The sequence below is a fragment of the Sphingomonas zeae genome (assembly GCF_014197135.1).
GTDB lineage: Bacteria > Pseudomonadota > Alphaproteobacteria > Sphingomonadales > Sphingomonadaceae > Sphingomonas > Sphingomonas zeae.
The window spans coordinates 156486-178436 of record NZ_JACIFA010000003.1 but is presented as its reverse complement, the minus strand read 5'-3'; the positions used below and the strand labels follow the sequence as shown (position 1 = coordinate 178436).

General features: G+C 63.5%; 23 protein-coding genes. 11 read left to right on the top strand and 12 right to left on the bottom strand.

Annotated elements, in window-relative coordinates:
* Positions 1-96: 96 nt before the first annotated feature.
* A complete protein-coding gene (locus tag GGR45_RS06160; RefSeq protein WP_175312204.1) occupies positions 97-2214 on the bottom strand; it encodes a prolyl oligopeptidase family serine peptidase in 2118 nt (705 codons plus the stop codon).
* Positions 2215-2432: 218 nt separating this feature from the next.
* Here GGR45_RS06160 and GGR45_RS06155 point away from each other — a divergent pair, with 218 nt between their 5' ends.
* On the top strand, positions 2433-3257 hold the full coding sequence (locus tag GGR45_RS06155) for an alpha/beta fold hydrolase (RefSeq protein WP_175312205.1): 825 nt from the start codon (positions 2433-2435) through the stop codon (positions 3255-3257).
* A 33-nt stretch (positions 3258-3290) separates the two neighbouring features.
* Here GGR45_RS06155 and GGR45_RS06150 read toward each other — a convergent pair whose 3' ends face one another.
* Positions 3291-3572, bottom strand: a complete 282-nt coding sequence (locus tag GGR45_RS06150) for an FtsB family cell division protein (RefSeq protein WP_089413591.1) — start codon at positions 3570-3572, stop codon at positions 3291-3293.
* A gap of 65 nt (positions 3573-3637) precedes the next feature.
* Positions 3638-4918: a phosphopyruvate hydratase gene (gene eno / locus GGR45_RS06145; protein ID WP_175312206.1), complete on the bottom strand. Its 1281-nt coding sequence runs from the start codon at positions 4916-4918 to the stop codon at positions 3638-3640.
* Between the two features lie 158 nt (positions 4919-5076).
* Between eno and GGR45_RS06140 the strand changes: the two genes are divergently transcribed.
* From GGR45_RS06140 to GGR45_RS06120, 5 genes are all read left to right on the top strand, one after another.
* Positions 5077-5622 carry a hypothetical protein gene (locus tag GGR45_RS06140; protein ID WP_175312207.1) on the top strand — a complete coding sequence of 182 codons (546 nt, stop codon included), beginning with the start codon at positions 5077-5079 and terminating at the stop codon, positions 5620-5622.
* On the top strand, positions 5619-5975 hold the full coding sequence (locus GGR45_RS06135) for a phage holin family protein (protein ID WP_285138799.1): 357 nt from the start codon (positions 5619-5621) through the stop codon (positions 5973-5975). The genes GGR45_RS06140 and GGR45_RS06135 overlap by 4 nt, the downstream gene beginning before the upstream one ends.
* On the top strand, positions 5972-6223 hold the full coding sequence (locus GGR45_RS06130) for a phosphatase (RefSeq protein ID WP_175312208.1): 252 nt from the start codon (positions 5972-5974) through the stop codon (positions 6221-6223). The genes GGR45_RS06135 and GGR45_RS06130 overlap by 4 nt, the downstream gene beginning before the upstream one ends.
* 53 nt (positions 6224-6276) lie before the next feature.
* Entirely contained in the window at positions 6277-6753 is a 477-nt protein-coding gene (locus GGR45_RS06125; protein ID WP_246358082.1) for a hypothetical protein, read from the top strand.
* Positions 6754-6837: 84 nt separating this feature from the next.
* Positions 6838-8727, top strand: coding sequence for a DUF885 domain-containing protein (locus GGR45_RS06120; protein WP_175312341.1), 1890 nt, complete (start codon positions 6838-6840; stop codon positions 8725-8727).
* Between the two features lie 18 nt (positions 8728-8745).
* Here GGR45_RS06120 and GGR45_RS06115 read toward each other — a convergent pair whose 3' ends face one another.
* Genes GGR45_RS06115 through cyoA form a run of 7 tightly spaced genes read right to left on the bottom strand, consistent with a single transcriptional unit; the run spans position 8746 to position 15496 of the window.
* Positions 8746-9279 carry a response regulator transcription factor gene (locus GGR45_RS06115; protein ID WP_175312210.1) on the bottom strand — a complete coding sequence of 178 codons (534 nt, stop codon included), beginning with the start codon at positions 9277-9279 and terminating at the stop codon, positions 8746-8748.
* Positions 9280-9281: 2 nt separating this feature from the next.
* Positions 9282-10556, bottom strand: coding sequence for an ATP-binding protein (locus GGR45_RS06110; RefSeq protein WP_175312342.1), 1275 nt, complete (start codon positions 10554-10556; stop codon positions 9282-9284).
* A 32-nt stretch (positions 10557-10588) separates the two neighbouring features.
* On the bottom strand, positions 10589-11299 hold the full coding sequence (locus GGR45_RS06105; RefSeq protein WP_175312211.1) for an SURF1 family protein: 711 nt from the start codon (positions 11297-11299) through the stop codon (positions 10589-10591).
* Positions 11299-11706: a cytochrome o ubiquinol oxidase subunit IV gene (cyoD, locus tag GGR45_RS06100; RefSeq protein WP_175312212.1), complete on the bottom strand. Its 408-nt coding sequence runs from the start codon at positions 11704-11706 to the stop codon at positions 11299-11301. Before cyoD ends, GGR45_RS06105 begins: the two co-directional genes overlap by 1 nt.
* A complete protein-coding gene (gene cyoC, locus GGR45_RS06095; RefSeq protein WP_175312213.1) occupies positions 11703-12341 on the bottom strand; it encodes a cytochrome o ubiquinol oxidase subunit III in 639 nt (212 codons plus the stop codon). The genes cyoD and cyoC overlap by 4 nt, the downstream gene beginning before the upstream one ends.
* A gap of 3 nt (positions 12342-12344) precedes the next feature.
* A complete protein-coding gene (gene cyoB / locus GGR45_RS06090) occupies positions 12345-14339 on the bottom strand; it encodes a cytochrome o ubiquinol oxidase subunit I (RefSeq protein WP_217498018.1) in 1995 nt (664 codons plus the stop codon).
* A gap of 11 nt (positions 14340-14350) precedes the next feature.
* Positions 14351-15496 (bottom strand): ubiquinol oxidase subunit II, encoded by a 1146-nt coding sequence (gene cyoA, locus GGR45_RS06085; protein ID WP_246358098.1) that lies wholly within the window; start codon positions 15494-15496, stop codon positions 14351-14353.
* A gap of 238 nt (positions 15497-15734) precedes the next feature.
* Here cyoA and GGR45_RS06080 point away from each other — a divergent pair, with 238 nt between their 5' ends.
* The 3 genes from GGR45_RS06080 to GGR45_RS06070 all read left to right on the top strand — a co-directional run bounded on the left by GGR45_RS06080 (position 15735) and on the right by GGR45_RS06070 (position 17961).
* Positions 15735-17069 carry an MFS transporter gene (locus GGR45_RS06080; RefSeq protein ID WP_175312215.1) on the top strand — a complete coding sequence of 445 codons (1335 nt, stop codon included), beginning with the start codon at positions 15735-15737 and terminating at the stop codon, positions 17067-17069.
* 120 nt (positions 17070-17189) lie between these two features.
* Positions 17190-17621, top strand: coding sequence for a DUF2147 domain-containing protein (locus tag GGR45_RS06075; RefSeq protein ID WP_246358080.1), 432 nt, complete (start codon positions 17190-17192; stop codon positions 17619-17621).
* 67 nt (positions 17622-17688) lie between these two features.
* Complete coding sequence (locus GGR45_RS06070) at positions 17689-17961, top strand: DUF1488 family protein (RefSeq protein ID WP_175312216.1); 273 nt, start codon at positions 17689-17691, stop codon at positions 17959-17961.
* Between the two features lie 141 nt (positions 17962-18102).
* On the opposite strand, the gene GGR45_RS06065 is transcribed toward GGR45_RS06070, so the two are convergent.
* Both GGR45_RS06065 and GGR45_RS06060 read right to left on the bottom strand, forming a co-directional pair.
* Complete coding sequence (locus tag GGR45_RS06065; RefSeq protein ID WP_175312217.1) at positions 18103-18243, bottom strand: hypothetical protein; 141 nt, start codon at positions 18241-18243, stop codon at positions 18103-18105.
* 239 nt (positions 18244-18482) lie between these two features.
* Positions 18483-20288: a glycoside hydrolase family 15 protein gene (locus GGR45_RS06060; protein ID WP_285138800.1), complete on the bottom strand. Its 1806-nt coding sequence runs from the start codon at positions 20286-20288 to the stop codon at positions 18483-18485.
* A gap of 138 nt (positions 20289-20426) precedes the next feature.
* Here GGR45_RS06060 and GGR45_RS06055 point away from each other — a divergent pair, with 138 nt between their 5' ends.
* Together GGR45_RS06055 and GGR45_RS06050 are read left to right on the top strand one after the other, a co-directional pair.
* Positions 20427-21560 carry a Gfo/Idh/MocA family protein gene (locus GGR45_RS06055; protein WP_175312219.1) on the top strand — a complete coding sequence of 378 codons (1134 nt, stop codon included), beginning with the start codon at positions 20427-20429 and terminating at the stop codon, positions 21558-21560.
* Between the two features lie 91 nt (positions 21561-21651).
* Positions 21652-21909 (top strand): DUF2934 domain-containing protein, encoded by a 258-nt coding sequence (locus GGR45_RS06050; RefSeq protein ID WP_175312220.1) that lies wholly within the window; start codon positions 21652-21654, stop codon positions 21907-21909.
* The last annotated feature ends 42 nt before the right edge of the window (positions 21910-21951 follow it).

The following is a 21951-nucleotide window of genomic DNA, read 5'->3' as shown; positions in this document are numbered from 1 at the left end:
CCCTGCATTTGCCGATCCTGTGGCAACGCAGCAAGAGCCTTATTGCCCCATGGGTCAAGGAAAAAGCCGGGCGCGCGTCACGCCCGGCCCCTTCGGCTATGGTTTGGGCGCATCCATCAGCTTTTGGGCGAAATAAACCATCTGCTGAGCGCTTAGCCGCGCACCTTGCGCGATGTCGGCATCACCCGAATGGCCGCCTGCCGTATCCTCGTAAAAAAGATAGGGTATGCCATATTCCGACAGGCGGGCGGCGAACTTGCGCGCGTGTTGGGGGCCGACACGATCGTCCTTGGTAGTCGTCCAGATATAGGCTTCCGGATAATCGACGCCCTTACGGACATTGGCATAGGGCGAAATCTTGCGCAGGAACGCGGCCTCCTCGGGCACGTCGATCGAGCCATATTCGTCTTTCCAGGAATTGCCCGCCGCGATCTTCTGGTATCGGACCATGTCGAGCAGCGGCACCTGGATCGTAACGGCCTTCCACAACTCGGGATGCTGGGTCAGTTCGACGCCCATCAACAGGCCGCCGTTCGAACCGCCATAGATGCCCAGCTTCTGCGAACTGGTGATCTTGCGCGCGAACAGGTCCTTCGCGACCGATGCGAAGTCGTCATAGATGATCTGGCGCTTGGTCTTGCGGCCCGCGTCATGCCATTTCGGCCCGAACTCGCCGCCGCCCCGGATATTGGCGAGCACGAACGCTCCGCCCCGCTCGGTCCAGATCTTGCCGGTCGAACCCAGATAATAGGGGAGCCGAGCGATCTCGAACCCGCCGTAAGCGGTCATCAGGGTCGGTGTCGTCCCATCGAGTTTGGCGCCCTTTGGCAGCACGACGAAGTAGGGAATCTTGGTCCCGTCGGTTGAGGTCGCCTCATATTGATGCACCGTGGTGCCGGCCGCGTCGAAACGGGCGGGCAGTGTCTTCAGCACCTGCGGCGTACCCGGACGGCTGGCGTCGAAGCGCGACAGGACGGTCGGGGTCGTGAAGCCCGACGTCGACAGATAGACGGTGTCGGAACGGTCACTGGTGCTGGCCACATCGACCGTCATGTTGTCGGGCACCGGCACCGCCGTCGCGGACCAGCCATTGCCGGTCGGGGCGAAGACGCGCGCTCGGCCCCGGACGTTGTCGATATAGGTGACGACAACCCGATCCTTGGTGGTCGAAACGCCCTCTACGGCTTGACGATCGGTCGGTGTGAACAGCGCGCGTGGCGTGATTTGCCCCGCTTCCAGTTCGGACAGCGGCGCCCATACGACCGAGCCTGCGGGATGCTGACCCCAGGCATCGCTGGTCTGAAAGATCACCCGGCCGTCGACCATTCCGCTGGGAAAGGCGCGGGCGGGCATCGTGATGGGCGTGGCGCCGCTGGTCGGTGTCCAAAATAGCTTGCTGCCGCCGAAGAAGGTCTGCCGCCGTTCGATAACGACGGCGCGGTTGCCCTTCGCATCGGTCAGGACGCTGGCATAGGTTCCCAGTTCGTCGGTCGGTGCGCCGCGGAAAATCTCGGTCGCCCGGTCGAGCGGTTGGCCGCGTTTCACCATCTTGACGACAAAGGGATAGCTGGACTGGGTGAGCGTCCCCTGCCCCCAGTCACGGCTGACCAGCAGCGTATCCTTGTCGAGCCACGCTGCACCCTGTTTCGAGGTGGAGAGGCGGAATCCGTTCGGCACGAATTGTCCCGTTTCCAGGTCGAACTCGCGATACTCGATCGCGTCTTCGCCACCCTCCGACAAGGCGATCAGGCACAGTCGATCCTCGGGGCTGAGACAGCTCAAGCCCTTCCAGACCCATTTCTTCCCCTCCGCCTTGCTGAGCGCATCAAGGTCGAGCAGCGTCGTCCATTTCGGGTTGGCGGAGGCATAGTCGGCCTCGGTCGTCCAGCGCCAAAGGCCCTGCGGATGGTCGGCATCGCGCCAGAAATTGACGATCCGGCCGTAAAGCTGGCCGGGCATCGGAATGCGGTCCTTGGCCGACGCGATGGCGAGCGCTTCGGCATAGAAGGTCTGGTAGCGCGGATCGTTCTGAAGACGAGGCAGGGTCTTGGCATTCTCCGCCTCGACCCAGGCAAGCGGCTTCGCTCCGTCCTTGTCCTCCAGCCAGATATAGGGATCGTTTTCGGTCATCGGGCTCATCTGGGCCATGGCAGCCCCTGCCACAAGCTGTCCGGCCAGCATCGTGCCCGCCAGCAGTCCACGCCATCCCCGCATTCCGTCATGCTCCGTCTCATTCGCGAATGACGGGAATGTGACTTCATCACGTGGCTCTGGCAATGCTCGGTCGCCGTTTTATTGCGGCCTGGATTGGCCCCATGCCGAGAGGGGGAAGGCGTCTGCAACGCGCTCCGCAACCGCCGGGCATACGGAACGGCTATCGCATCGACCCGTTCAACCCGCGCAGAACCGACCGAAATGTTCAGGAGCAGACGATGCCTTATGTGAAGACCCGCGACGGCACCGACATCTATGTCAAGGACTGGGGCGAGGGCCGCCCCGTCGTATTGCTTCATGGTTGGCCGCTGTCTGCCGACATGTGGGATCCGCAGATGATGGCGTTGGCGGAGGCGGGTTTCCGCGCCATCGCCTATGACCGGCGCGGCTTCGGCCGTTCGGGCCAGCCTTGGTCGGGCTACGACTATGATACCTTGTCGGACGATCTGGCCGACGTGCTCGAAGCGACCGGCGCCGAGGACGCAGCGATCATCGGCTTTTCGATGGGCGGCGGCGAAGTGGCCCGGTATATGAGCCGCCATGACGGCAAGGGCGTGATCGCGGCCGGTTTGATCGCCTCCGTCGTGCCGTACATGCCCAAAACGGATGACAATCCGCAAGGCACTGATCAGTCCGTGTTCGACCAGATCGGGCAGAATTTGCGAGATGACCGGGCCAATTTTCTTCGCCACACCTTCTTCAAGCAGTTTTTTGGCGTGGGTTATCTGACCAGCCCGGTCAGCGATGACGTACTCGACTGGGCGACCAGCGTGGCGATGCAGGCGGGGTTGAAGCCAACGCTGGCCTGCGCCGAGGCATTCAGCCAGACCGATTTCCGGCCCGACTTGCCCGCCTTCCGTGTGCCGACGCTGATCGTCCATGGCACGGGCGACCAGACCGTGCCGATCGACCCGGCGGGCCGTGCGGCCGCTGCGGGGATCGCCCATTCGCAGTTGGTGGAATATGACGGTGCGCCGCATGGCCTGAACGTCACGCATGGCGATCGCCTGACCAGCGACCTCCTCACCTTTCTGGGTCGGTAATACGAAAAGGGCAGTCCCGCAGGGCTGCCCTTTTTACTTCAGGGGAACGATGACCTCGTCCGGATGGGCGACGTTCAGTTCCTTGCGGACCATCTCATCCACCATGTCCGGGTTGGCATGATCGGGATCGAGCAGCGCAACCCGGTTCTTCAACACCGTCCGCCGTTTGTCGAGCGCGGCATAATCATGCTCGCGCTTCACCAACTGACGCTGATATTCGCCATAAGCGAGTAGGCCGTTGCGCCCCAGCACCGCGTAGGCGCCGAAGAACGCAACGATCGTCAGGCCAAGGGCGGGCAGCGCGGCCCGCCGCATTGTCCGGATGAAAGGCGACGGTTTCTTGGTCACAGCGGCCATAATGTTACCGACGCCTTTCGATTTCAAGCGCGGATCAAAATATCGCGACCGGCATAGCGCGCCGAGTCACCCAGCTCTTCCTCGATGCGGATCAGCTGGTTGTACTTGGCGAGCCGGTCCGACCGAGCCAGCGAACCCGTCTTGATCTGGCCGCAGTTGGTGGCGACCGCCAGGTCGGCGATCGTCGCGTCCTCGGTTTCGCCCGAACGGTGCGACATGACGGCGGTGTAGCGCGAACGCTGCGCCAGCGACACGGCCTCCAGCGTCTCGGTCAGCGTGCCGATCTGGTTGACCTTCACCAGCAGCGAATTGGCATAACCGCCATCGATGCCCTGCTTCAGGCGCTTCGGGTTGGTCACGAACAGATCGTCGCCGACCAGCTGGACCTTGTCGCCGATCATATCGGTCAGCGCCTTCCAGCCTTCCCAATCGTCCTCCGCCATGCCGTCCTCGATCGACAGGATCGGGTACTGGCGGGTCAGGTTGGCCAGATATTCGGCCATCTCATGACTCGACAGGATCTTGCCCTCGCCCGAGATATTGTACTTGCCGTCCTTGAAGAACTCGGTCGCGGCGCAGTCGAGCGCGATCATCACATCGTCGCCCGGCTTGTATCCCGCCTTCTCGACCGAGGCCATGATGAAGTCGAGTGCTTCGGTGGTCGAGGCGATGTTCGGCGCAAAGCCGCCCTCGTCGCCGACGCCGGTCGCCAGACCCTTTTCGTGCAGCGCCTTTTTCAGCGTGTGGAAGATTTCCGAGCCGCAGCGGACCGCCTCCATGATGTTCGCCGCGCCGACCGGCATGATCATGAATTCCTGGAAATCGATCGGATTGTCAGCGTGTTCGCCGCCATTGATGATGTTCATCATCGGCACCGGCAGCAGATGCGCAGAGACGCCACCGACATACTTATAGAGCGGCAGGCCGCGTGCTTCGGCCGCAGCCTTCGCCGCCGCCAGGCTGACGCCCAGGATCGCGTTCGCGCCCAGCCGGCCCTTGTTCTCGGTGCCGTCCAGTTCAATCATGGTGCGGTCGAGATCGGCCTGATCCTCGGCGTCCATGCCCAGGATCGCGTCGGTGATCTCGTCATTGACCGCCTCGACCGCCGCTTCGACGCCCTTGCCCATCCAGCGAGTCTTGTCGCCGTCCCGCTTTTCGACCGCCTCATGCGCGCCGGTGGACGCGCCCGATGGCACGGCGGCGCGGCCAAAGCTGCCGTCTTCGAGCAGCACGTCCACTTCCACCGTGGGGTTGCCGCGGCTGTCCAGGATTTGACGCGCGTGGATGTCGATGATTGCGGTCACGTAACGATGCTCCTACATCAGCCTTGAAGGTCTCGGCGCGGGCATATCGCGTGACTGTGCGAAGGGCAATTGCGGTAAAAGCATGGAACCGTGCTTCCGGTGCCGGGGTTAAGAGACAAACCGCCCGTTCGTCCGGGCCGAAACGAAAGGGTTCTTCGATGGCTGACACCGACAGCACGTTTCCCGCCGCAGATACCGTCACGCCCGGCTTTGGCGCCAATACCGCGGTCGCTCCCGAAGTGGCCGCGCCCAATGCCGCGATTGGCGCCTCTACCGGTTTGGACACGGACGACTCCAGGCCCAAGGCCGGGCTGGCCGATGCCAAGCAGCAAGTGAAGGACGGCGCCACCAAGTTCCAGCAGCAGGCGGTCGACAAAATTCAGGCGCTGGCTGGCGACGGCAAGGCAAAGGCCGGGTCGGCGCTCGATCAGGTCGCGCAGTTGTTGAACGACGCGGCTGGCCAGGTCGATGAGAAGCTGGGCAGCCAATATGGCCAATATGCCCGCTCGGCCGCCGATACCGTCACGTCGCTGTCGGGGGCGATCAAGGACAAGGACGTCGAGGAACTGCTCGACGACGCTCGCGCGTTCGTCACGAAGAGCCCGGCGGTGGCGATCGGCGTCGCGGCGGCCGTCGGTTTTGCCCTGGCCCGTGTCATCCAGTCGGGTATCGAAACCCGCCAGTCGGCCGACGCCTCCGCGTGACGCGCGTCGTCGAACCCCTGCGGACGGCGGCAACGACCGAGCCGGAGACGCTGACCTCGCTGGTGTCGCAGCTTGTCGATGATGGGCGTTCGTTCATCACTGCCGAAATCGACCTGGCAAAAGCCCGTGCTAGCGACAAAATCGGTCGCTATCGTAGCGCGGCCGTGTTTTTCGGCATCGCGGCAATATTGGGCTTGGCGGCATTGATCGCGCTGCTTGTCGGTCTGATCTTCGCCCTTGCTCCGTCGACCGGCCCGTTTGCCGCGACGCTGATCGTCGTCGGTGTCGTCGTCATCGTCGCAGGAATCTTGGCGATGATGGGCAAGTCCCGTCTGTCGGGGGGTGGTGCATGACCGTCGTAGAGGCTGAAATTCGGGCGGCTGAGGCTCGCGAGCGGCTGAACAACACCGCGTCGCGTATCCAGGCCAAGCTGGAGCCGCAGGCACTGGCGGCCCAGGCGCGTGAGGCGGGCGTGACGGCCGCCAAATGCGGGTTGGAATCCGCCAAGAGCAACCCCGGCGCGGTCGCGGGCGGCGTCGCCGTGCTCGGCCTGCTTCTCAATCGTCGGCGGATCGCCCGCCTGTTCAAGCGCAAACGCTGATTTGGTTCGCGGGGGCAATCTCCCTCGCGGCACTGTCCAGAAGGATGTTCGCAATGACCACCGAAACCCACCAGGATCAGCAGACTGAAGGCCTCCGCGAGAAGATCGATCACACACGCGAAACCGCGTCTCAGGCCTATCATGACGCCAAGGACAAGGCAGCTTCCGCGCTTCATACGTCCAAGGATAAGGCGGGCGAATTGGCCCACAAGACTGCCCGGACCATTGAAACCAATCCGCTCGGAATCCTGGTCGGCGGTCTTGTGGTCGGCGTGATCGCCGGAGCGCTGATCCCCCGTTCGGCCCGCGAGAAGGAGTTGCTGACTCCGCTGGGCAAGAAGCTGGGCGAGACGATCCGCCAAGCGACCCAGGCCGCGCGCGAGACCGGCCTTCGTGAGCTGGAAGATGCGGGACTGACCAAGGATGCCGCCAAGGATCGCGCAAAGTCGCTGTTCGACGATGTCGTAAAGGCCGCGAGCAACGCCGGTTCGGCCGCTGCCAAGGCCGCGACGAACAAGACCTCGATCTGAAGACGGTCCCATTCTACTGGGCATGAGGTGCCCCGCGATCGGATGCCGGTCGCGGGGCGCTTCTTTTATCGGCGTAGCGCGGCAATGGGTTGCGGGTGGAACACGGGCTTTCTACCAAGATCGCCTCATCGCTCTCACCGGGATATCCGCTTGCGCTCCTCCTCACTCGCCATCGTTCTCGCCGCCCTCGCTTTGAGCGCGCCTGCCATCGCATCGGCCCAGGCGACCCCCATCGCGGCACCCCAACCTGGCGAGGGCAAGGAAGATGCCCGGCTCAAGAAGCTTTTTCATGACAGCGACGAAGCGAGCCTTGCGCGCAATCCGATCAATGGCATTTTCCGCGGCGATATGCGCCGGGCTGACCGCATCGGCGACTTCTTCTCCGACGCCTATATCGCGGCCGAGCGGGCAGCGGCCGAAAACGACTTGAAGCAACTGGGCCAGATCGAGCGCGCCAAGCTGACCCCGACCAACCAGGTCGCCTATGACGTGTTCAGGCAGCAGACCGAGACGGCGCTCAAGGGCTTCGATCCCGCCATTGTGGCGCTGACGATCGTGCGGCCGATGGACCACTTCTATGGTATCCAGACCTTCTACCCCGAATTCGCCTCGGGCCAGGGCGCCGCACCATTCAACACGTTGGCAGATTACGAAAACAATCTGAAGCGCAACGTCGAATATGCCCATCTGCTCGACGAAGCGATCCTCCGCTTCCGCCAAGGCATGGCGAGTGGCATCGTCCAGCCCAAGCTGGTCGTCCGCAACATGATTGCGCAGTTCGACAATCTGTTGGCCGCGCCGGTCGAGAAGTCGACCTTCTACGGCCCCGTCCAGAATTTCCCGGCCGCCATCCCGGCGGGCGAGCAGGCGCGCCTCAGGGCCGCTTATGCTGCGCAGATCCGCGACGTCATCGTGCCCGCCGAAAAGCGGATGCGGACTTTCCTGGCTGACACCTACCTGCCGGTGGCGCGCGACACGGTCGGCCTGTCGGGGATGCCGGGCGGCGACAAGCTCTACGCCTATCTGATCGAGCAGAACACCACCCTGCCCCTCAAGGCCGAGGATGTGCACCAGCTGGGCCTGTCCGAGGTCGCCCGAATCTTGAAGGCGATGGAGGTTCAGAAACAGGCGGTCGGCTTCAAGGGCAGTCTGCCCGAATTCTTCACCTTCCTGCGCACTGACCCGCGTTTCGCCCCAAAGAGCGCGGCGCAGCTTCGCGAAGGCTATGAGGCGATCGGCCGCCGCGTTGATGCGCGCATCCGCGAACAATTCTCGCTGATCCCCAAGACGGCGCTGGAAATCCGCCCCGTTCCGGCCTTCAAGGAGAAGACCGATGCCGGTGGCTCCTATCAGGGCGGTACGCCGGACGGGACGCGGCCGGGCGTCTTCTACTACAACACCTATGACCTTCCCTCGCGCTACATGTGGGAGATGGAGACGCTCTATCTGCACGAAGCGGTGCCGGGGCATCATTTCCAGATCAGCTTGGCGCAGGAGAACACCGCCCTCCCCGCCTTCATGCGGTTCGGTGGCAATACCGCCTATGCAGAAGGCTGGGCGCTCTATGCCGAGACGCTTTGGCCCGAATTGGGCATGGAAACCGATCCCTATCAGCGCATGGGCGGCCTGAACGACGAAATGCTGCGTGCAATGCGCCTCGTCGTTGATACCGGCATCCATGCCAAGGGATGGACCCGCGATCAGGCGATCGACTATATGCTCGCCAACTCGCCCATGGCGCGCACCGATGCGACCGCCGAGGTCGAACGCTACATCGCCATTCCCGGCCAGGCGCTGGCGTACAAGATCGGGCAGCTGACGATCAGCCGCCTCAAGGCGCAGGCCAAGGCGGATCTGGGGGCGAAGTTCGATCCCCGCCGCTTCCATGCTGAGGTACTCGACACCGGCGCGTTGCCCATGCCGGTGCTGGAAAAGAAGATCGCCGACTGGATCGCGGCCGAAAAGCGCCGCTGATCGGGAGCAAGCGCCGCGTCAGGGAACGTGGCGCTTCTCCAGCTTCCGCGCGAGCGTCCTGCGATGCATCCCGAGCCGCCTTGCGGTTTCCGAGATGTTGAAGTTGGTCTCCGCCAGCGTCTCGTTGATCCGCTCCCATTCCAGCGTCTTGATCGAACTCGGCCGGTCGGTGATCGCCGTCGTGGTATCGCCGCCCGCCTTGTGAAAGGCGGCTTCGATGTCGTCGGTATTGGACGGCTTGGCGAGGTAATGGCACGCGCCAAGCTTGATCGCCTCCACCGCCGTCGCGATGCTGGCAAAGCCGGTCAGGACGACGATCAGCATTGCCGGGTCATGCGCGTGCAGCGTCTGGACGCAGGCCAGACCGGACGCCTGACCCAGTTTTAGATCGACCACTGCATAGCGCGGCGAGATTTCGGCCAGCACCTCGCGCAGCGTATCGGGATTGCCCGCCACCCATACGCGATAACCGCGCCGCTCGAACGAGCGCTGCAGGGTGCGCGCGAAGGTCTCGTCGTCCTCGACGATGACCAATGAGCGTTCGTCGTCCATCTTTACTCCCGATCCGATACGCCGATCATGCTCAAGGGTAGGGTAAGCGTGACGACTGCGCCACCCTCCGCCCGATTCGCCGCCTCGACCCGGCCGCCGAGCTTGCGCACCACACTGGACACCAGAAACAGGCCGACTCCGTGGCCCTCGCCCTTGGTCGACCGTTGTGGGCGCCCGACCTGCGACAAGGTCGTCGAGGTAAAGCCCGGGCCGCGATCGGTTACGCGCACTGCCACCGCGCCACCTTCGCGCGTGACCGTAAGGCCCACCCAATGTGGCGACGCTTCGGCCGCGTTGTCCAGCACATTCCATACCGCCTGCTTGATCGCGGGGTCCGATACGATCGCGGCATCGTCATCGGTGCGCTGATAATCGAGCCGGACCTGACCATGGCTGCCTTGCCATTCCTCGACGATGGCGTCGATGAAACGGCCCACCTCGGATAGCTCCGCGGCCTCTCCGCGCGGCTCGCCCGCCGACTGCAGGATGCGGGTAACAATCGCCTTGCAGCGTTGAACCTCCGCCTGCATCTCGGCGATCTCACCCATCAGTTCGGCATCATCACGCAGCTTTGGAACGCGACGCCAGTCGCTCAGGATCACCGACAGGCTGGCGAGGGGCGTGCCCAGTTCATGCGCAGCGCCGGACGCAAGCAGGCCCATGCGAACGATATGCTCCTCCTCCGACGCTTGCTGGCGCAGGTCCGCCAGCCGCGCCGCGCTCTGACGCATATTGCGGCTAATCCGGGTGACGAACAGGATGAGCAGCCCCGCGACCAACGCGAAGCCCAGCCAGTTGCCCAGAGTATGCAGCCCGGCAATGTCTCCGAACAGCCATGGCGGAAAGGCAAGCGGCCGATGGTGGAGCGACAGCAATCCAAAACATAGCCCGGTAATCCCCGCCAGCGCCCAGGCCGACCAAGTTTCCAGCAGGACCGCGCCCAGCACGACCTGGATCAGATACAGCGAGATGAACGGATTGGTCGCCCCGCCCGCCAGAAACAGCTGGAGCGTCAGCGTGCCGACATCGAACATCAGCGCGAACAGCAATTCGGTATTGGTGATCCGGTGGAAACGCAGCCGGAAATGGCTGAGCAGATTAAGCGCGGCCGCCATCGCCAGCACGCCCAACATCGCAGGGACTGGCAATTCCACCCCCATGACCCGGTTGACGAACAGGATCGTCACCAACTGCCCCGCTACCGCCAGCCAGCGCAGATGGATGAGCTGGCGCATATTGGCGGTGCCCGCAGCCGCGCCAGATTCTCGCGGGCGCATGGTGAAGGGCAGAAAGGGCGGATCGCCCGGCGTCACTCCCGGCCTCGCCGCCAGAGGATGACCATACCCATCAGCGTCAGGATCGCGAGCGCGAACCAGGTGAGCGCATAAGACAGATGGCTGTTACGGAACGCCACGACGGTCAATCCGCCGACTGGATAGCCACCGGGATTGGGCGTGGCATCGGCATCGATGAAATAGGGCGCGACCGGCCCGAGCCGCTTGACCCCGGCGATCGCGGCGACATCGCGCGAATACCAGCGGTCGGCGACGGGATCGTTCGATCGGAGGAAGGCGCCGCCCGGCTCCGTCACCCGGATCAGTCCGGTAACGCGAACGGGACCGGCAGGTCGATTATGATCCGCGCGCTTCTCGGCGGGCACGAAACCACGATTGACGAGCACCGTGAAGCGGGTGGTGATCAGTGGCGTCAGCACCCAGAAGCCCGGCCCGCGTTCGGTCACGGCCTGTACATAGGTTTCGCGGTCGTTGCGAAAACGCCCCTCCGCCGTCACGCGGGTATAGGCGTCAGCGGCGCTGGCTACCGAGGGTGCCGAGATGGGCGGCGCCTTGAGCCGCGCTTCCACCGTCGCGATCAGGTGCAACTTCCAGACACGGCGCTGCAACTGCCAGACACCGAGCGAAAGGAAGACCGCGATCAGCGCCACGCCGATCGCGGTCAGGATTGCCAGCGTCAGTGGCGAACGGCCGGGCCGCCCGCCGCTCACGCCGACATCGGCCATTACATGCCGCCGCCCATCTGGGCGGCCATGTCCGGCATCATGTTGGTGTTCATGTGATACATGACCCAGATCGATCCGCTCAGCGTGATGAGAACCAGCACCGCGGTAAAGACCAAAGCCATCATCGTCCAGCCACCCTCCGACTTGGTGTTCATGTGGAGGAAGTAGATCATGTGGACGACGATCTGGACAAAGGCCAGGCCCATGATGACCAGCGCGGTCGTCTGGGTATCGCCCAGCGCGCCGGTCATGACCGCCCAGAACGGAATGGCCGTCAGGATCACCGACAGCACGAAGCCGATCATGTAGCCCTTGAGCGAACCATGCCCATGGGTATCGCCATGCGAATGGAGATCATGGTCCAGATTGGCGTGGTCGCCATGACCGTGGGGATGATGCGCGCTCACCGGAGAACTCCGAGCAGATAGACAAAGGTGAAGACGCCGATCCAGACGACGTCCAGGAAGTGCCAGAACATCGACAGGCACATCAGGCGGCGCTTGTTCGCTTCGATCAGGCCGAAGCGACCGACCTGCACCATCAGCGTGACCAGCCAGATTGAGCCGAAGGTGACGTGCAGCCCGTGCGTGCCGACGAGCGTGAAGAAGGACGACAGGAAGGCCGAACGCTGCGGTCCCGCGCCCTCATGGATGAGGTTGGCGAATTCGTAGAGTTCGATCGACAGGAAGGCGAGACCGAACAGCCCGGTGATACCCAGCCAGATCAACGTGCTCGACTTCTGGTTCTTCTCCATCGCGATCATGGCAAAGCCATAGGTGATCGACGACAGCAGCAGCATCGAGGTGTTGAGCGCGACCAGCGGAAGCTCGAAAATCTCCCGAGGGGTCGGGCCGCCCGCATAGCTGGTGCCCAGCACGCCATAGGTGGCGAACAGGATGGCGAAGATGAGACAGTCGCTCATCAGGTACATCCAGAAGCCGATGGCGGTCGAGCCACCGGATTCGTGATGATGATCCTCGTCCTCGACCAGATAATAGGTCGGGTTCTTGGCCGGATCGGCGCTCAGAACGTCGGTCGACATGGATCAGGCCCCCTGACCGAGCAGGCGACGCCGCTCGCTTTCCGTTGCCACGACTTCTTCCACGGGAATGTAGAAATCGCGGTCATAGTTGAACGTGTGCCAGATGGCGACGACGACGACACCGATCAGCGCGATGGCGGCCAGCCACCACATGTACCAGATCATGCCGAAGCCGAAGGCGGTCGACAGACCGGCGATGATGACGCCGGTGCCCGTATTCTTGGGCATGTGGATGGCGCGATACCCCTCGGTCGGCGCCTGCGCCTTCTTGTCCTTCATGTCGTACCAGGCATCCAGTTCATGGATGACGGGCGTAAACGCGAAGTTGTAATCCGGCGGCGGCGACGACGTCGCCCATTCCAGCGTGCGGCCGTTCCAGGGATCGCCCGTCACGTCGCGCAGCTCTTCCTTCTTCCAGATCGACACGCCGATCTGGACCAGGAAGGCGCCAATGCCGCCGGCGATCATCAGCGCACCGAACGCGGCGATGACGAACCAAATCTGGAGCGACGGATCGTCAAAGTGATGGAGGCGACGCGTCACGCCCATCAGGCCCATCACGTACAGCGGCGTGAAGGCGACCCAGAAGCCGACGACCCACAGCCAGAACGACACCTTGCCCCAGAACTGGTTGAGCTTGAACCCGAAGGCCTTGGGCCACCAATAGTTGATCGCGGCGAAGGCACCGAACAGCACGCCGCCGATGATCACGTTGTGGAAGTGCGCGATCAGGAACAGCGAGTTGTGCAGCACGAAGTCGGCGGGCGGAACGGCCAGCAGGACGCCGGTCATGCCACCGATGGTGAAGGTCAGCATGAACGCGATGGTCCACATCATCGGCAGCTCGAACCGGATGCGCCCCTTGTACATGGTGAACAGCCAGTTGAAGATCTTCGCCCCCGTCGGGATCGAGATCACCATGGTGGTGATACCGAAGAACGAGTTGACGCTGGCACCCGAACCCATGGTGAAGAAGTGGTGCAGCCACACCAGGTACGACAGGATCGTGATGACGATCGTGGCGTAGACCATCGAGGTATAGCCGAACAGCCGCTTGCCCGAGAAGGTCGAGGTGACTTCGGAGAACACGCCGAACAGCGGCAGGATCAGGATGTACACCTCCGGGTGACCCCAGATCCAGATCAGGTTCACGTACATCATCGGGTTGCCGCCGAGATTGTTCGTGAAGAAGTTTGTGCCGACATAGCGATCGAGCGACAGCAGCACGAGCGTGGCGGTCAGCACAGGGAAGCTGGCGACGATCAGGACGTTCGCGCACAGCGAGGTCCAGCAGAACACCGGGAGCTTCATCATGGTCATGCCCGGCGCGCGCATCTTGATGATGGTCGCGATCAGGTTGATGCCCGACAGGGTCGTACCGACACCCGCCACCTGCAATGCCCAAATATAATAGTCGACCCCGACATCGGGACTGAAGTCGAGCTCCGACAGCGGCGGGAAGGCCAGCCAGCCGGTGCGGGCGAATTCGCCGATGAACAGCGACGCCATCACCAGCACCACGCCGCCCGCGGTCATCCAGAAGCTCAAATTATTGAGATACGGGAAGGACACGTCGCGCGCGCCGATCTGGAGCGGGACGACATAGTTCATCAGGCCGGTGATGATCGGCATCGCCACGAAGAAGATCATGATGACGCCGTGGGCGGTGAAGACCTGGTCGTAGTGATGCGAATTCAGGAAGCCCTGATTGTCACCGAACGCGATCGCCTGCTGCCCGCGCATCATCAGCGCGTCGGCAAAGCCGCGCAGCAGCATCACGATGCCCAGGATCATGTACATGATCCCGATGCGCTTGTGATCGACCGTCGTGAACCACTCCTTCCAGAGATAGCCCCACAGCTTGAACTTGGTGATGAGCGCCAGCACCGCGATGCCGCCAACCGCGACACCCAGGAAGGTGCCGACGACGATCGGCTCGTGGATCGGTAGCGACTCGATCGATAGTCGTCCGAAGATGGTCTTTATGATGTTGTCCATGATGGCGTGCCTCAGCCGCGACCCGCACCGGCATGACCAAGGGTCTGCGGGCCGGGGGTCTGCGGGATGGAAAGGAAGGACATGCGACGGTTCTTGATGTCGCCGGGCTCCTGCGCACCGTTCGACGGCAGAGGTTCCTTGCTCTGGTGCGGCGACGTCTGGAATTCCTCCGGCGACTTCTCAAGCGCGCCCTTGGTCCGTTCCCCGTGCATCGGGCCGGTGTTGTTGACGGGCGGATTGCCCTCGCCGACCTTCATTTTGTGCGGGTCGCCGCCACCGGTCCTCCGGTCGTGCATCATCACGTCGGACATGCAGGGCGTGTTCTCCGCAACGCAGCGGTTGACGACGCGATCGAACAGGCCACCCTGGACGCCGTTATAGTACATCGCGGGGACATACTCGCTCGGCTTCTCGACCGTCAGGAAGGCGGCGCGGGTCAGCTGACCCCGCCCCTTGCCCTGCCCGGCCTGTGACGTCCGGACCTTCTCGACCCACTGGTCGAAGCCGTTCTGCTGGAGCGCAAAGACGGGGAAGTGCATGCCCGAGAAGCCCGCGCCGCTGTAATGCGACGACAGCCCCTTGAACGTGCCCTCGCGGTTCAGGACCGCGTGCAGCTTCGTCTCCATGCCGGGCATCGTGTAGATCATGCCCGCCATGGCCGGGATGTAGAAGGCGTTCATCACCGAGGTACCGGTCAAGCGGAACTCGACCGGACGATCGACCGGCAGCGCCAGCTCGTTGACCGTGGCGATCCCCTGTTCGGGATAGATGAACAGCCATTTCCAGTCGAGCGCGACGACCTGAACCTCAAGCGGCTTGACGCCCGCCGCGACCGGCTGACCCGGCGCGGTACGCTCGATCGGGCGATACGGGTCGAGCAGATGGGTGCTGGTCCACGTCACCGCGCCCAGGCAGATGATGATGAGCAACGGGGCCGACCAGATCACCAGCTCCAGCATCGTGGAATGGTCGAACTCCGGATCATATTCGGCATTCGTGTTGCTCTTGCGATAGCGCCACGCGAACAGCACCGTCAGCGCCATCACCGGAATGATGATGAGCAGCATCAGGGCCGTCGCGATTAGCACCAGATCGCGTTGCTGCACGGCAACGTCACCGGCAGGGTTGAGCACGACCGCGTCGCATCCCCCCAGCATGGCCAGGAGGGGCAAGGCGGCCCAGCGAAGAGGGCGCAGGCGCGCAAGGCTCGACGAGTGAGGCATATGGTGTGCGCCGCTACGCCTTTGCTGCACGTGCGCACATTGGACAGTTTGTCCAATCCCCGCAGGCCGACGAAAGGCGCATAGGCGCAGCAGAATGGCGGGCTTGCGCGGTCCTTTTGCACCGCGCTCGGAACGCCGAATGGGAATAGCAAGAAGTCAGGACTGGCAGCCGATGAGCGCAGAGTTAACCGCATCGACCTCGACGCCCCTTGAGCGGGACGCGCGCCTGGTCAATGCCCGCGATCCGCACCATGTCGCGCCGGGCGATATCGCCATCGGCGTCATCATCGGGCGCACCTCGGAGTTCTTCGACTTCTTCGTCTACGCCATTGCCTCCGTGCTGGTGTTCCCGTCGTTAATCTTCCCCTATGTCGATGCGCTGACCGGCACGCTCTATTCGTTCGCGCTGTTCTCGCTGGCGTTCATTGCACGGCCGATCGGCACCTTCATCTTCATGGCGGTCGACCGCCATCTCGGGCGCGGCGTCAAGCTGACCATCGCGCTGTTCCTGCTGGGCGGATCGACCATGGCGATCGCCTTCCTGCCGGGCTATGCGCAGATCGGGCATTCGGCCGCCGTGCTGCTCGGCATCTTCCGGATCATGCAGGGCCTGGCGCTGGGCGGGGCCTGGGACGGGCTGCCGTCATTGCTGTCGCTGAACGCGCCGGAGCGCCGTCGCGGCTGGTATGCGATGATTCCGCAGCTCGGTGCGCCGCTGGGCCTGCTGGTCGCCAACGGCCTGTTCGCCTTCTTCCTGACGACGCTGAGCACCGCCGATTTCCTCGATTGGGGCTGGCGTTACCCGTTCTTCGTGGCGTTCGCGATCAACGTCGTGGCGCTATTTGCCCGTCTTCGCATCGTCGCGACGCCGGAATTTCAGCGTCTGTTCGAGACCCGGGAGCTTCAGCCAGCACCGGTCGGCGAGACGCTGAGCAACGAGGGTCGCACGGTGCTGCTCGGCGCCTTCGCCCCGCTTGCCAGCTTCGCGATGTTCCATATCGTGACGGTGTTCCCGCTGTCCTGGGTCGTTCTGTTCAACCGTGAACGTCCGCAAGACTTTATGATGATCGAAATCATCGGCAGCATCGTCGGCGTGTTCGCGATCCTCGCTTCGGGCAAGATTGCCGATCGCGTCGGCCGTCGCACGCTGTTGGGCGCCTCGGCCGCCGCGATCGCTGCCTATGCCGGATTTGCGCCGCAGCTGCTCGATCAGGGTGGCACGGGCGAGACGATCTACATCGTGCTCGGCTTCCTGCTGTTGGGCCTCGGTTTCGGTCAGTCCTCGGGTATCATCAACTCGGGCTTCTCGCCGCTGCGCCGCTATACCGGTGCGGCGATCACGTCGGACCTCGCCTGGCTGATCGGCGCGGGCTTTGCCCCCCTGGCGGCGCTGCTTCTGTCGAGCAATTTCGGTCTGCTGTCGGTCGGCGTCTATTTGCTGTCGGGCGCGGTCTGCACGCTCGCGGCACTCGGCATCAACAAGGAACTCGCCAAGCGCGCGTCGTAATCCGCGCGGATCTGGTCTGAACGAAGCGGCCGACGGGGCAATCCGTCGGCCGTTTTGCTTTCGTCAACGCGGCTTCCTACATCAATCAACGACAGCGATGTTGATCGGATAGGACGGCAGATGAGCAAGGGTTTCATGCGCACGGCGGGTATTGCGGCGGCGTTGATCGGCACCGGACTGACCGCTGGTGCGGCAGAGGCGCGGGTTCCCGCGGGAACATGGGCCAACCCGTCCAACACCGTGCAGGTTCGCTTCGCGCCATGTGGCCGGGGGCGTGACGCGCAATTGATGTGCGGCACGGTCATCTGGGCGAGCGAACAGGCCAAGGCCGATGCGGCGCGTGGCGGCTCGCCCCGTCTGGTCGGTACGCAGTTGTTCAGCGATTTCGAGGAGGAAGAGCCGGGCCGCTGGTCGGGCACCGTCTACGTCCCCGATATCGGCCGCGAGGTTCAGGGTACTATCACCCAGGTCGACGCCCGCACGCTGGTCGGCGAGGGTTGTCTGCTGGGACGCCTGGGTTGCCGCGAGCAGCGCTGGCACCGGGTTAAATAGGCACGATCCCAGGGAACCCCTGGTCGTTTGCGGCGTCCCCGACGCAGCAACTCTTGGAAGGAATGCCATGGCGGAAGAAACGCTGACGGTCGTAAGTGGTACGGTCGAGGACAATGTCTCGGACCGGCAGGTCGAATTCGTCGGGGAACTGGACGGCGAGGAATATCAGTTCGCGGTTCAGTACGACCTGCTGGAAGCGCTGAGCGGCGATGTGCCGGACGGCGACGCGGTCGACCTGTTCGATCGCTACTCGGACGACATTCTGGACGCGGCCCTGTCCGCGCTCGGCCGCGACATGGAACAGGCGGTGGTTGTCGTCAGCGAGAACGATCTCGACTGACCGTCCAGACGGATCAGGTACCGAAAAGCCGATCGATCTGCTGCGCAAGTTCCGACAAGGTATATGGCTTACGCAGCAGAGAGAAACCATGGCTACCCTCATCGGCGATGACCTGGCTATAGCCGCTCGTCACCGAAATTCTCAGATGGGGTAGACGACGCTGATGTCATGGGCGAAGTCGATCCCCGACTGGCCCGGCATCATCACGTCGGAAAAGACGAGGTCGAACTTGTCGGCTCCGGACTTCGACGGCGCCGGGGCACGGCAAACCCGAGTGGTCAATCGCCCTGTCCAGCCATCGCCTCGCGGGCGTTGACCGCCATATTCACGATGGCGGTGTCGAACTGGCTGCTGTCGACATGCGCGTGACACGCGGCCTCCGGTACATCAACGTCAAGGGTGATACCCGGGCCGCATAGCGGATGGCTGGTCCAGTCGTGCGCCAGGATCAGGCGCGTCGCCTCACCCCTCCCTGCTGGATTGCCGGGCCTGTCAGAAAGTGGAAGGCCTGCCCGCCACCGTCACAATTCCTCGCCCGCCAGAGTAGCGGCGGCCTGGATGACGGCGAGGTGGGTCAGCCCCTGTGGCATGTTGCCCAGATAATGGCCTGTCCGGGGATCGATCATCTCCGCATAGAGCCCGGCACCGCGACTATCGAGCGCCTCGGTCGCGGCCTCGAACGCCAGCTGCGCCGCCTCGTGCTGTCCAAGGATCGCCCGCGCCTCGATCATCCAGAAAGTACAAGCGAGAAAGCAGCCCTCCTCCTTATGCATACCCGAATAGCGGTAATGGAAGGCTCCGGCGGCCAGTTCCCGGTCGAGCGCGTCGAGCGTGCGCGCCAGTCGGTCCTGTCCGTTGAAGCGGAACCGGACCGCAAGCGCGAGGCTGGCGTCCAGCGCTTCGCTGTCGGGATGCATCAAATAGGCGCCGCGCTTCTCCGACCAGCAATGCTCGCCGATCCATGCCTCGATCCGATCGCGCTCGCGCGCCCAGCGGTCGCGGCAGGTGGTCGGAATCTGCCCCTGATCGGCGAGTTCGACCGCTCGGGCCAGCGCCTGCCAGCAACTGAGCTTGGACATGGTGTAATGACGTTCCTCCGGCAATTCCCATATGCCCGCATCGGGAAGCCGCCACCGGTCGGCGCAACTATCGGCCAGATGCGACAAAGTCTCGGCGCTGGCGGTGTCGAGGAAGTTTCCGCAGGCGACGAAACGGCTCGCGGTTTCGAAAATATCGCCATAGATGCCGTGCTGATGCTGGCCGCCCGCCAGGTTGCCGGTCCGGACCGGCTTGGTATTGCGATAGCCGCTGACGGCGATCTCACGCTCCGGCGGGACGCGACCGCCGTCCAGCGTATAGCAGACCTGCGGATCGCCCTCGCCCAGCCGCTTGAGCAGCCAGGTGAAGGCCGCCTTGGCCTCGCCATGCGCGCCGATGCGCAGGAACGCCTTGATCGTATAGCCCGCATCGCGGACCCAGGCATAGCGATAGTCGTAATTCTTCTTACCCCCGATCCCCTCGGGCAGCGAGGTCGTGGCCGCCGCCGTGATCGCGCCGGTGGGTGAATAGAGCAGCAGCTTCAAAGCCAATGCGCTGCGCAGGATGCGATCGCGGTGCATCTCGGGCACTTTCAGCCCCTGCGTCCACTGCCGCCATTCGAAATCCGACAGGTCGATCCGGTCGTCGATCTGCTCGATGTCCTGGCACACCAGCGGCTCGTCCTCGCCCGCGATGATCGCGATCCGGGCGCGGTCCCCCGGCCCGACCGCCGCCGTACCGGTCACGAGGCCATCCTCCATCGCGTCGATCGTCACATGGTCGCAGTGGCGAAACACCCCCAGCACGCGGTCGACATGAAAAACATTATGCCCCCCTGCCTGTGCGAAATACGGACTGACCGTATCGGCGCGGCGACTGAAGCGCAGGGTGATGGTAAAGCGGACGAAGCCGTCCAGACCCTCCACCCGCCGCGCCAGTTCCGCCCAGGGCAGCCGTCCGGCCGGGCCGCTGTTGATCGACTCGACCAGCTTGGCCCGGCCGCTCCCCGTGGTGAAGATCGTCTCCAGCACGTTGCTGTCGGGACGATAGCGCCGCTCGACCGTAAAGGGCTCAACCGGCGTGATCGCAAAGGTGCCGCCGCGCTCGCCGTCCACCAGCCGGTCGAATAGAGGCGCAGAATCCATGTTGGGCACGCACCACCAGTCGATCGCACCGTCCGCGCCACTCAATGCCACGCTCCGACCATCGCCCAGCGCGGCGTAGTTTTCGAGGTCCAGAAAGCCGTCGGCGTCACGAAGCGGATCGGGATGCTGATCGGGCAAGGTCACGAGGGCACGTCTCCGCTGATGCAGGTAGGGCGCATGGAAACTCACCAGAAGCATTAAATCTCCGTGGGACCTTCCTAGGATTGGCGCGTTGCAGCAGCCGTTACGAGATTTGGCGTTACGACATTTGGGAGAACGGCCATGAGCCTGGCATCGGCATTCGGTTTCGGCACGAAGAAGGTTCGCTATGCGGTCGTGGGCGCAGGCGACATCACCCAATCGGCGATGCTGCCCGGCATCAAGCACACCGGCAACTCCGAGTTGACCGCGATCGTCACCGGCGATGCGGAAAAGGGCAGGCTGCTGGCCGAGAAATACGGCGTCGAGCATGTCTATTCCTATAATGAATTCGACAAGCTGCTGACCGCCGGAGTCTGTGACGCGATCTATCTGGGCACGCCCAATTGGCGCCATGCCGAGTTCGCCATCCCCGCCCTTGACGCGGGCATCCATGTCCTGTGTGAAAAGCCGCTGGAGGTATCGAGCGAAAAGGCGCGCGCTATCCAGGACGCCGAACGGCGTTCCAAGGCCAAGCTGATGACCGCCTATCGCCTGCATTTTGAGCCCGGCACGCTCGATGCGATCGAAAAGATCCGCAGTGGCGAGCTGGGTGAGTTGGTCGCCTTCACCTCATGCTTCGGGCAGAAGCTCGACCCCGACAATCACCGCGCCAAGCACGGGCTGGAAGCCGGGCCGCTGTTCGACATGGCCCCCTACCCCATCAACGCCATCCGCTATCTGTTCGGCGCCGAGCCGGTCGCGGTGGAGAGCGCGGTCGCCACGCGCCAGCCGAGCGCGGGACTGGGCGATCTGGATGATACTTTTGCCGTTGTGCTGCGAATGCCGGGTGACAGGCTGGCAAGCTTCACGGTCAGCTATGCGATGAACAATGTCGACAGCCTGATCGTTGCGGGGATGAAGGGTTCGATTCACATGAGCCCGGCCTATGGCTTCCAGTCGGGGATCGAACAGAATCTTACCATCGGCGATCAGCAGAGCCATGAGAAATTCAAGCATACCGACCAGTTTGGCGGAGAGATGCGCTATTTCTCCGACTGCATTCTCAATGAGCGCGATCCCGAGCCCGATGCCGAGGAAGGGCTATCCGACCTGCGGGTGATAGAGGGCATCGTGAAAGCTATGAAAACGGGAAGCCGCGTCGAACTGCCGCCCTTTACCCGTACCCGCCGCATCGACCCGGAAAGCCAGCGCCAGACCCTGTCGGCGGTAAGCGCGCCTGCGCCGGTGAAGGCGAAATCGCCGACAGGCAATTGATCCGCATCAACACAATTTTCGCGGAGCGGAATGGCCGGTCCAATCGTTACGCTCGCGATAGCAGATTGAGCGTCACGATAGGGAGGTGTTGGTGAACGACCGGGAAGAACAGCTTCGGCAACGCGCATACGGAATCTGGCAGTCGGAAGGCGAACCGCATGGTCGTGACCGCGACCATTGGGAACAGGCCGAGCGAGAGCTGATCGACACCGCTTCGGAAGAACCCGTGGCGACTGCCAAGCCAAACCCGCGTCGCAAAAAGGCCGACACCGTGCCTCAGACGATTGCGGCGGAGCCGACAGAGGCGAAGCCCAAGACAGGGCGGAAACCTCGCACCAAAACCGCATGAGCGCATCCGGCGGCGCATCCCGCAGGGAGCGCCGCCGGGGCC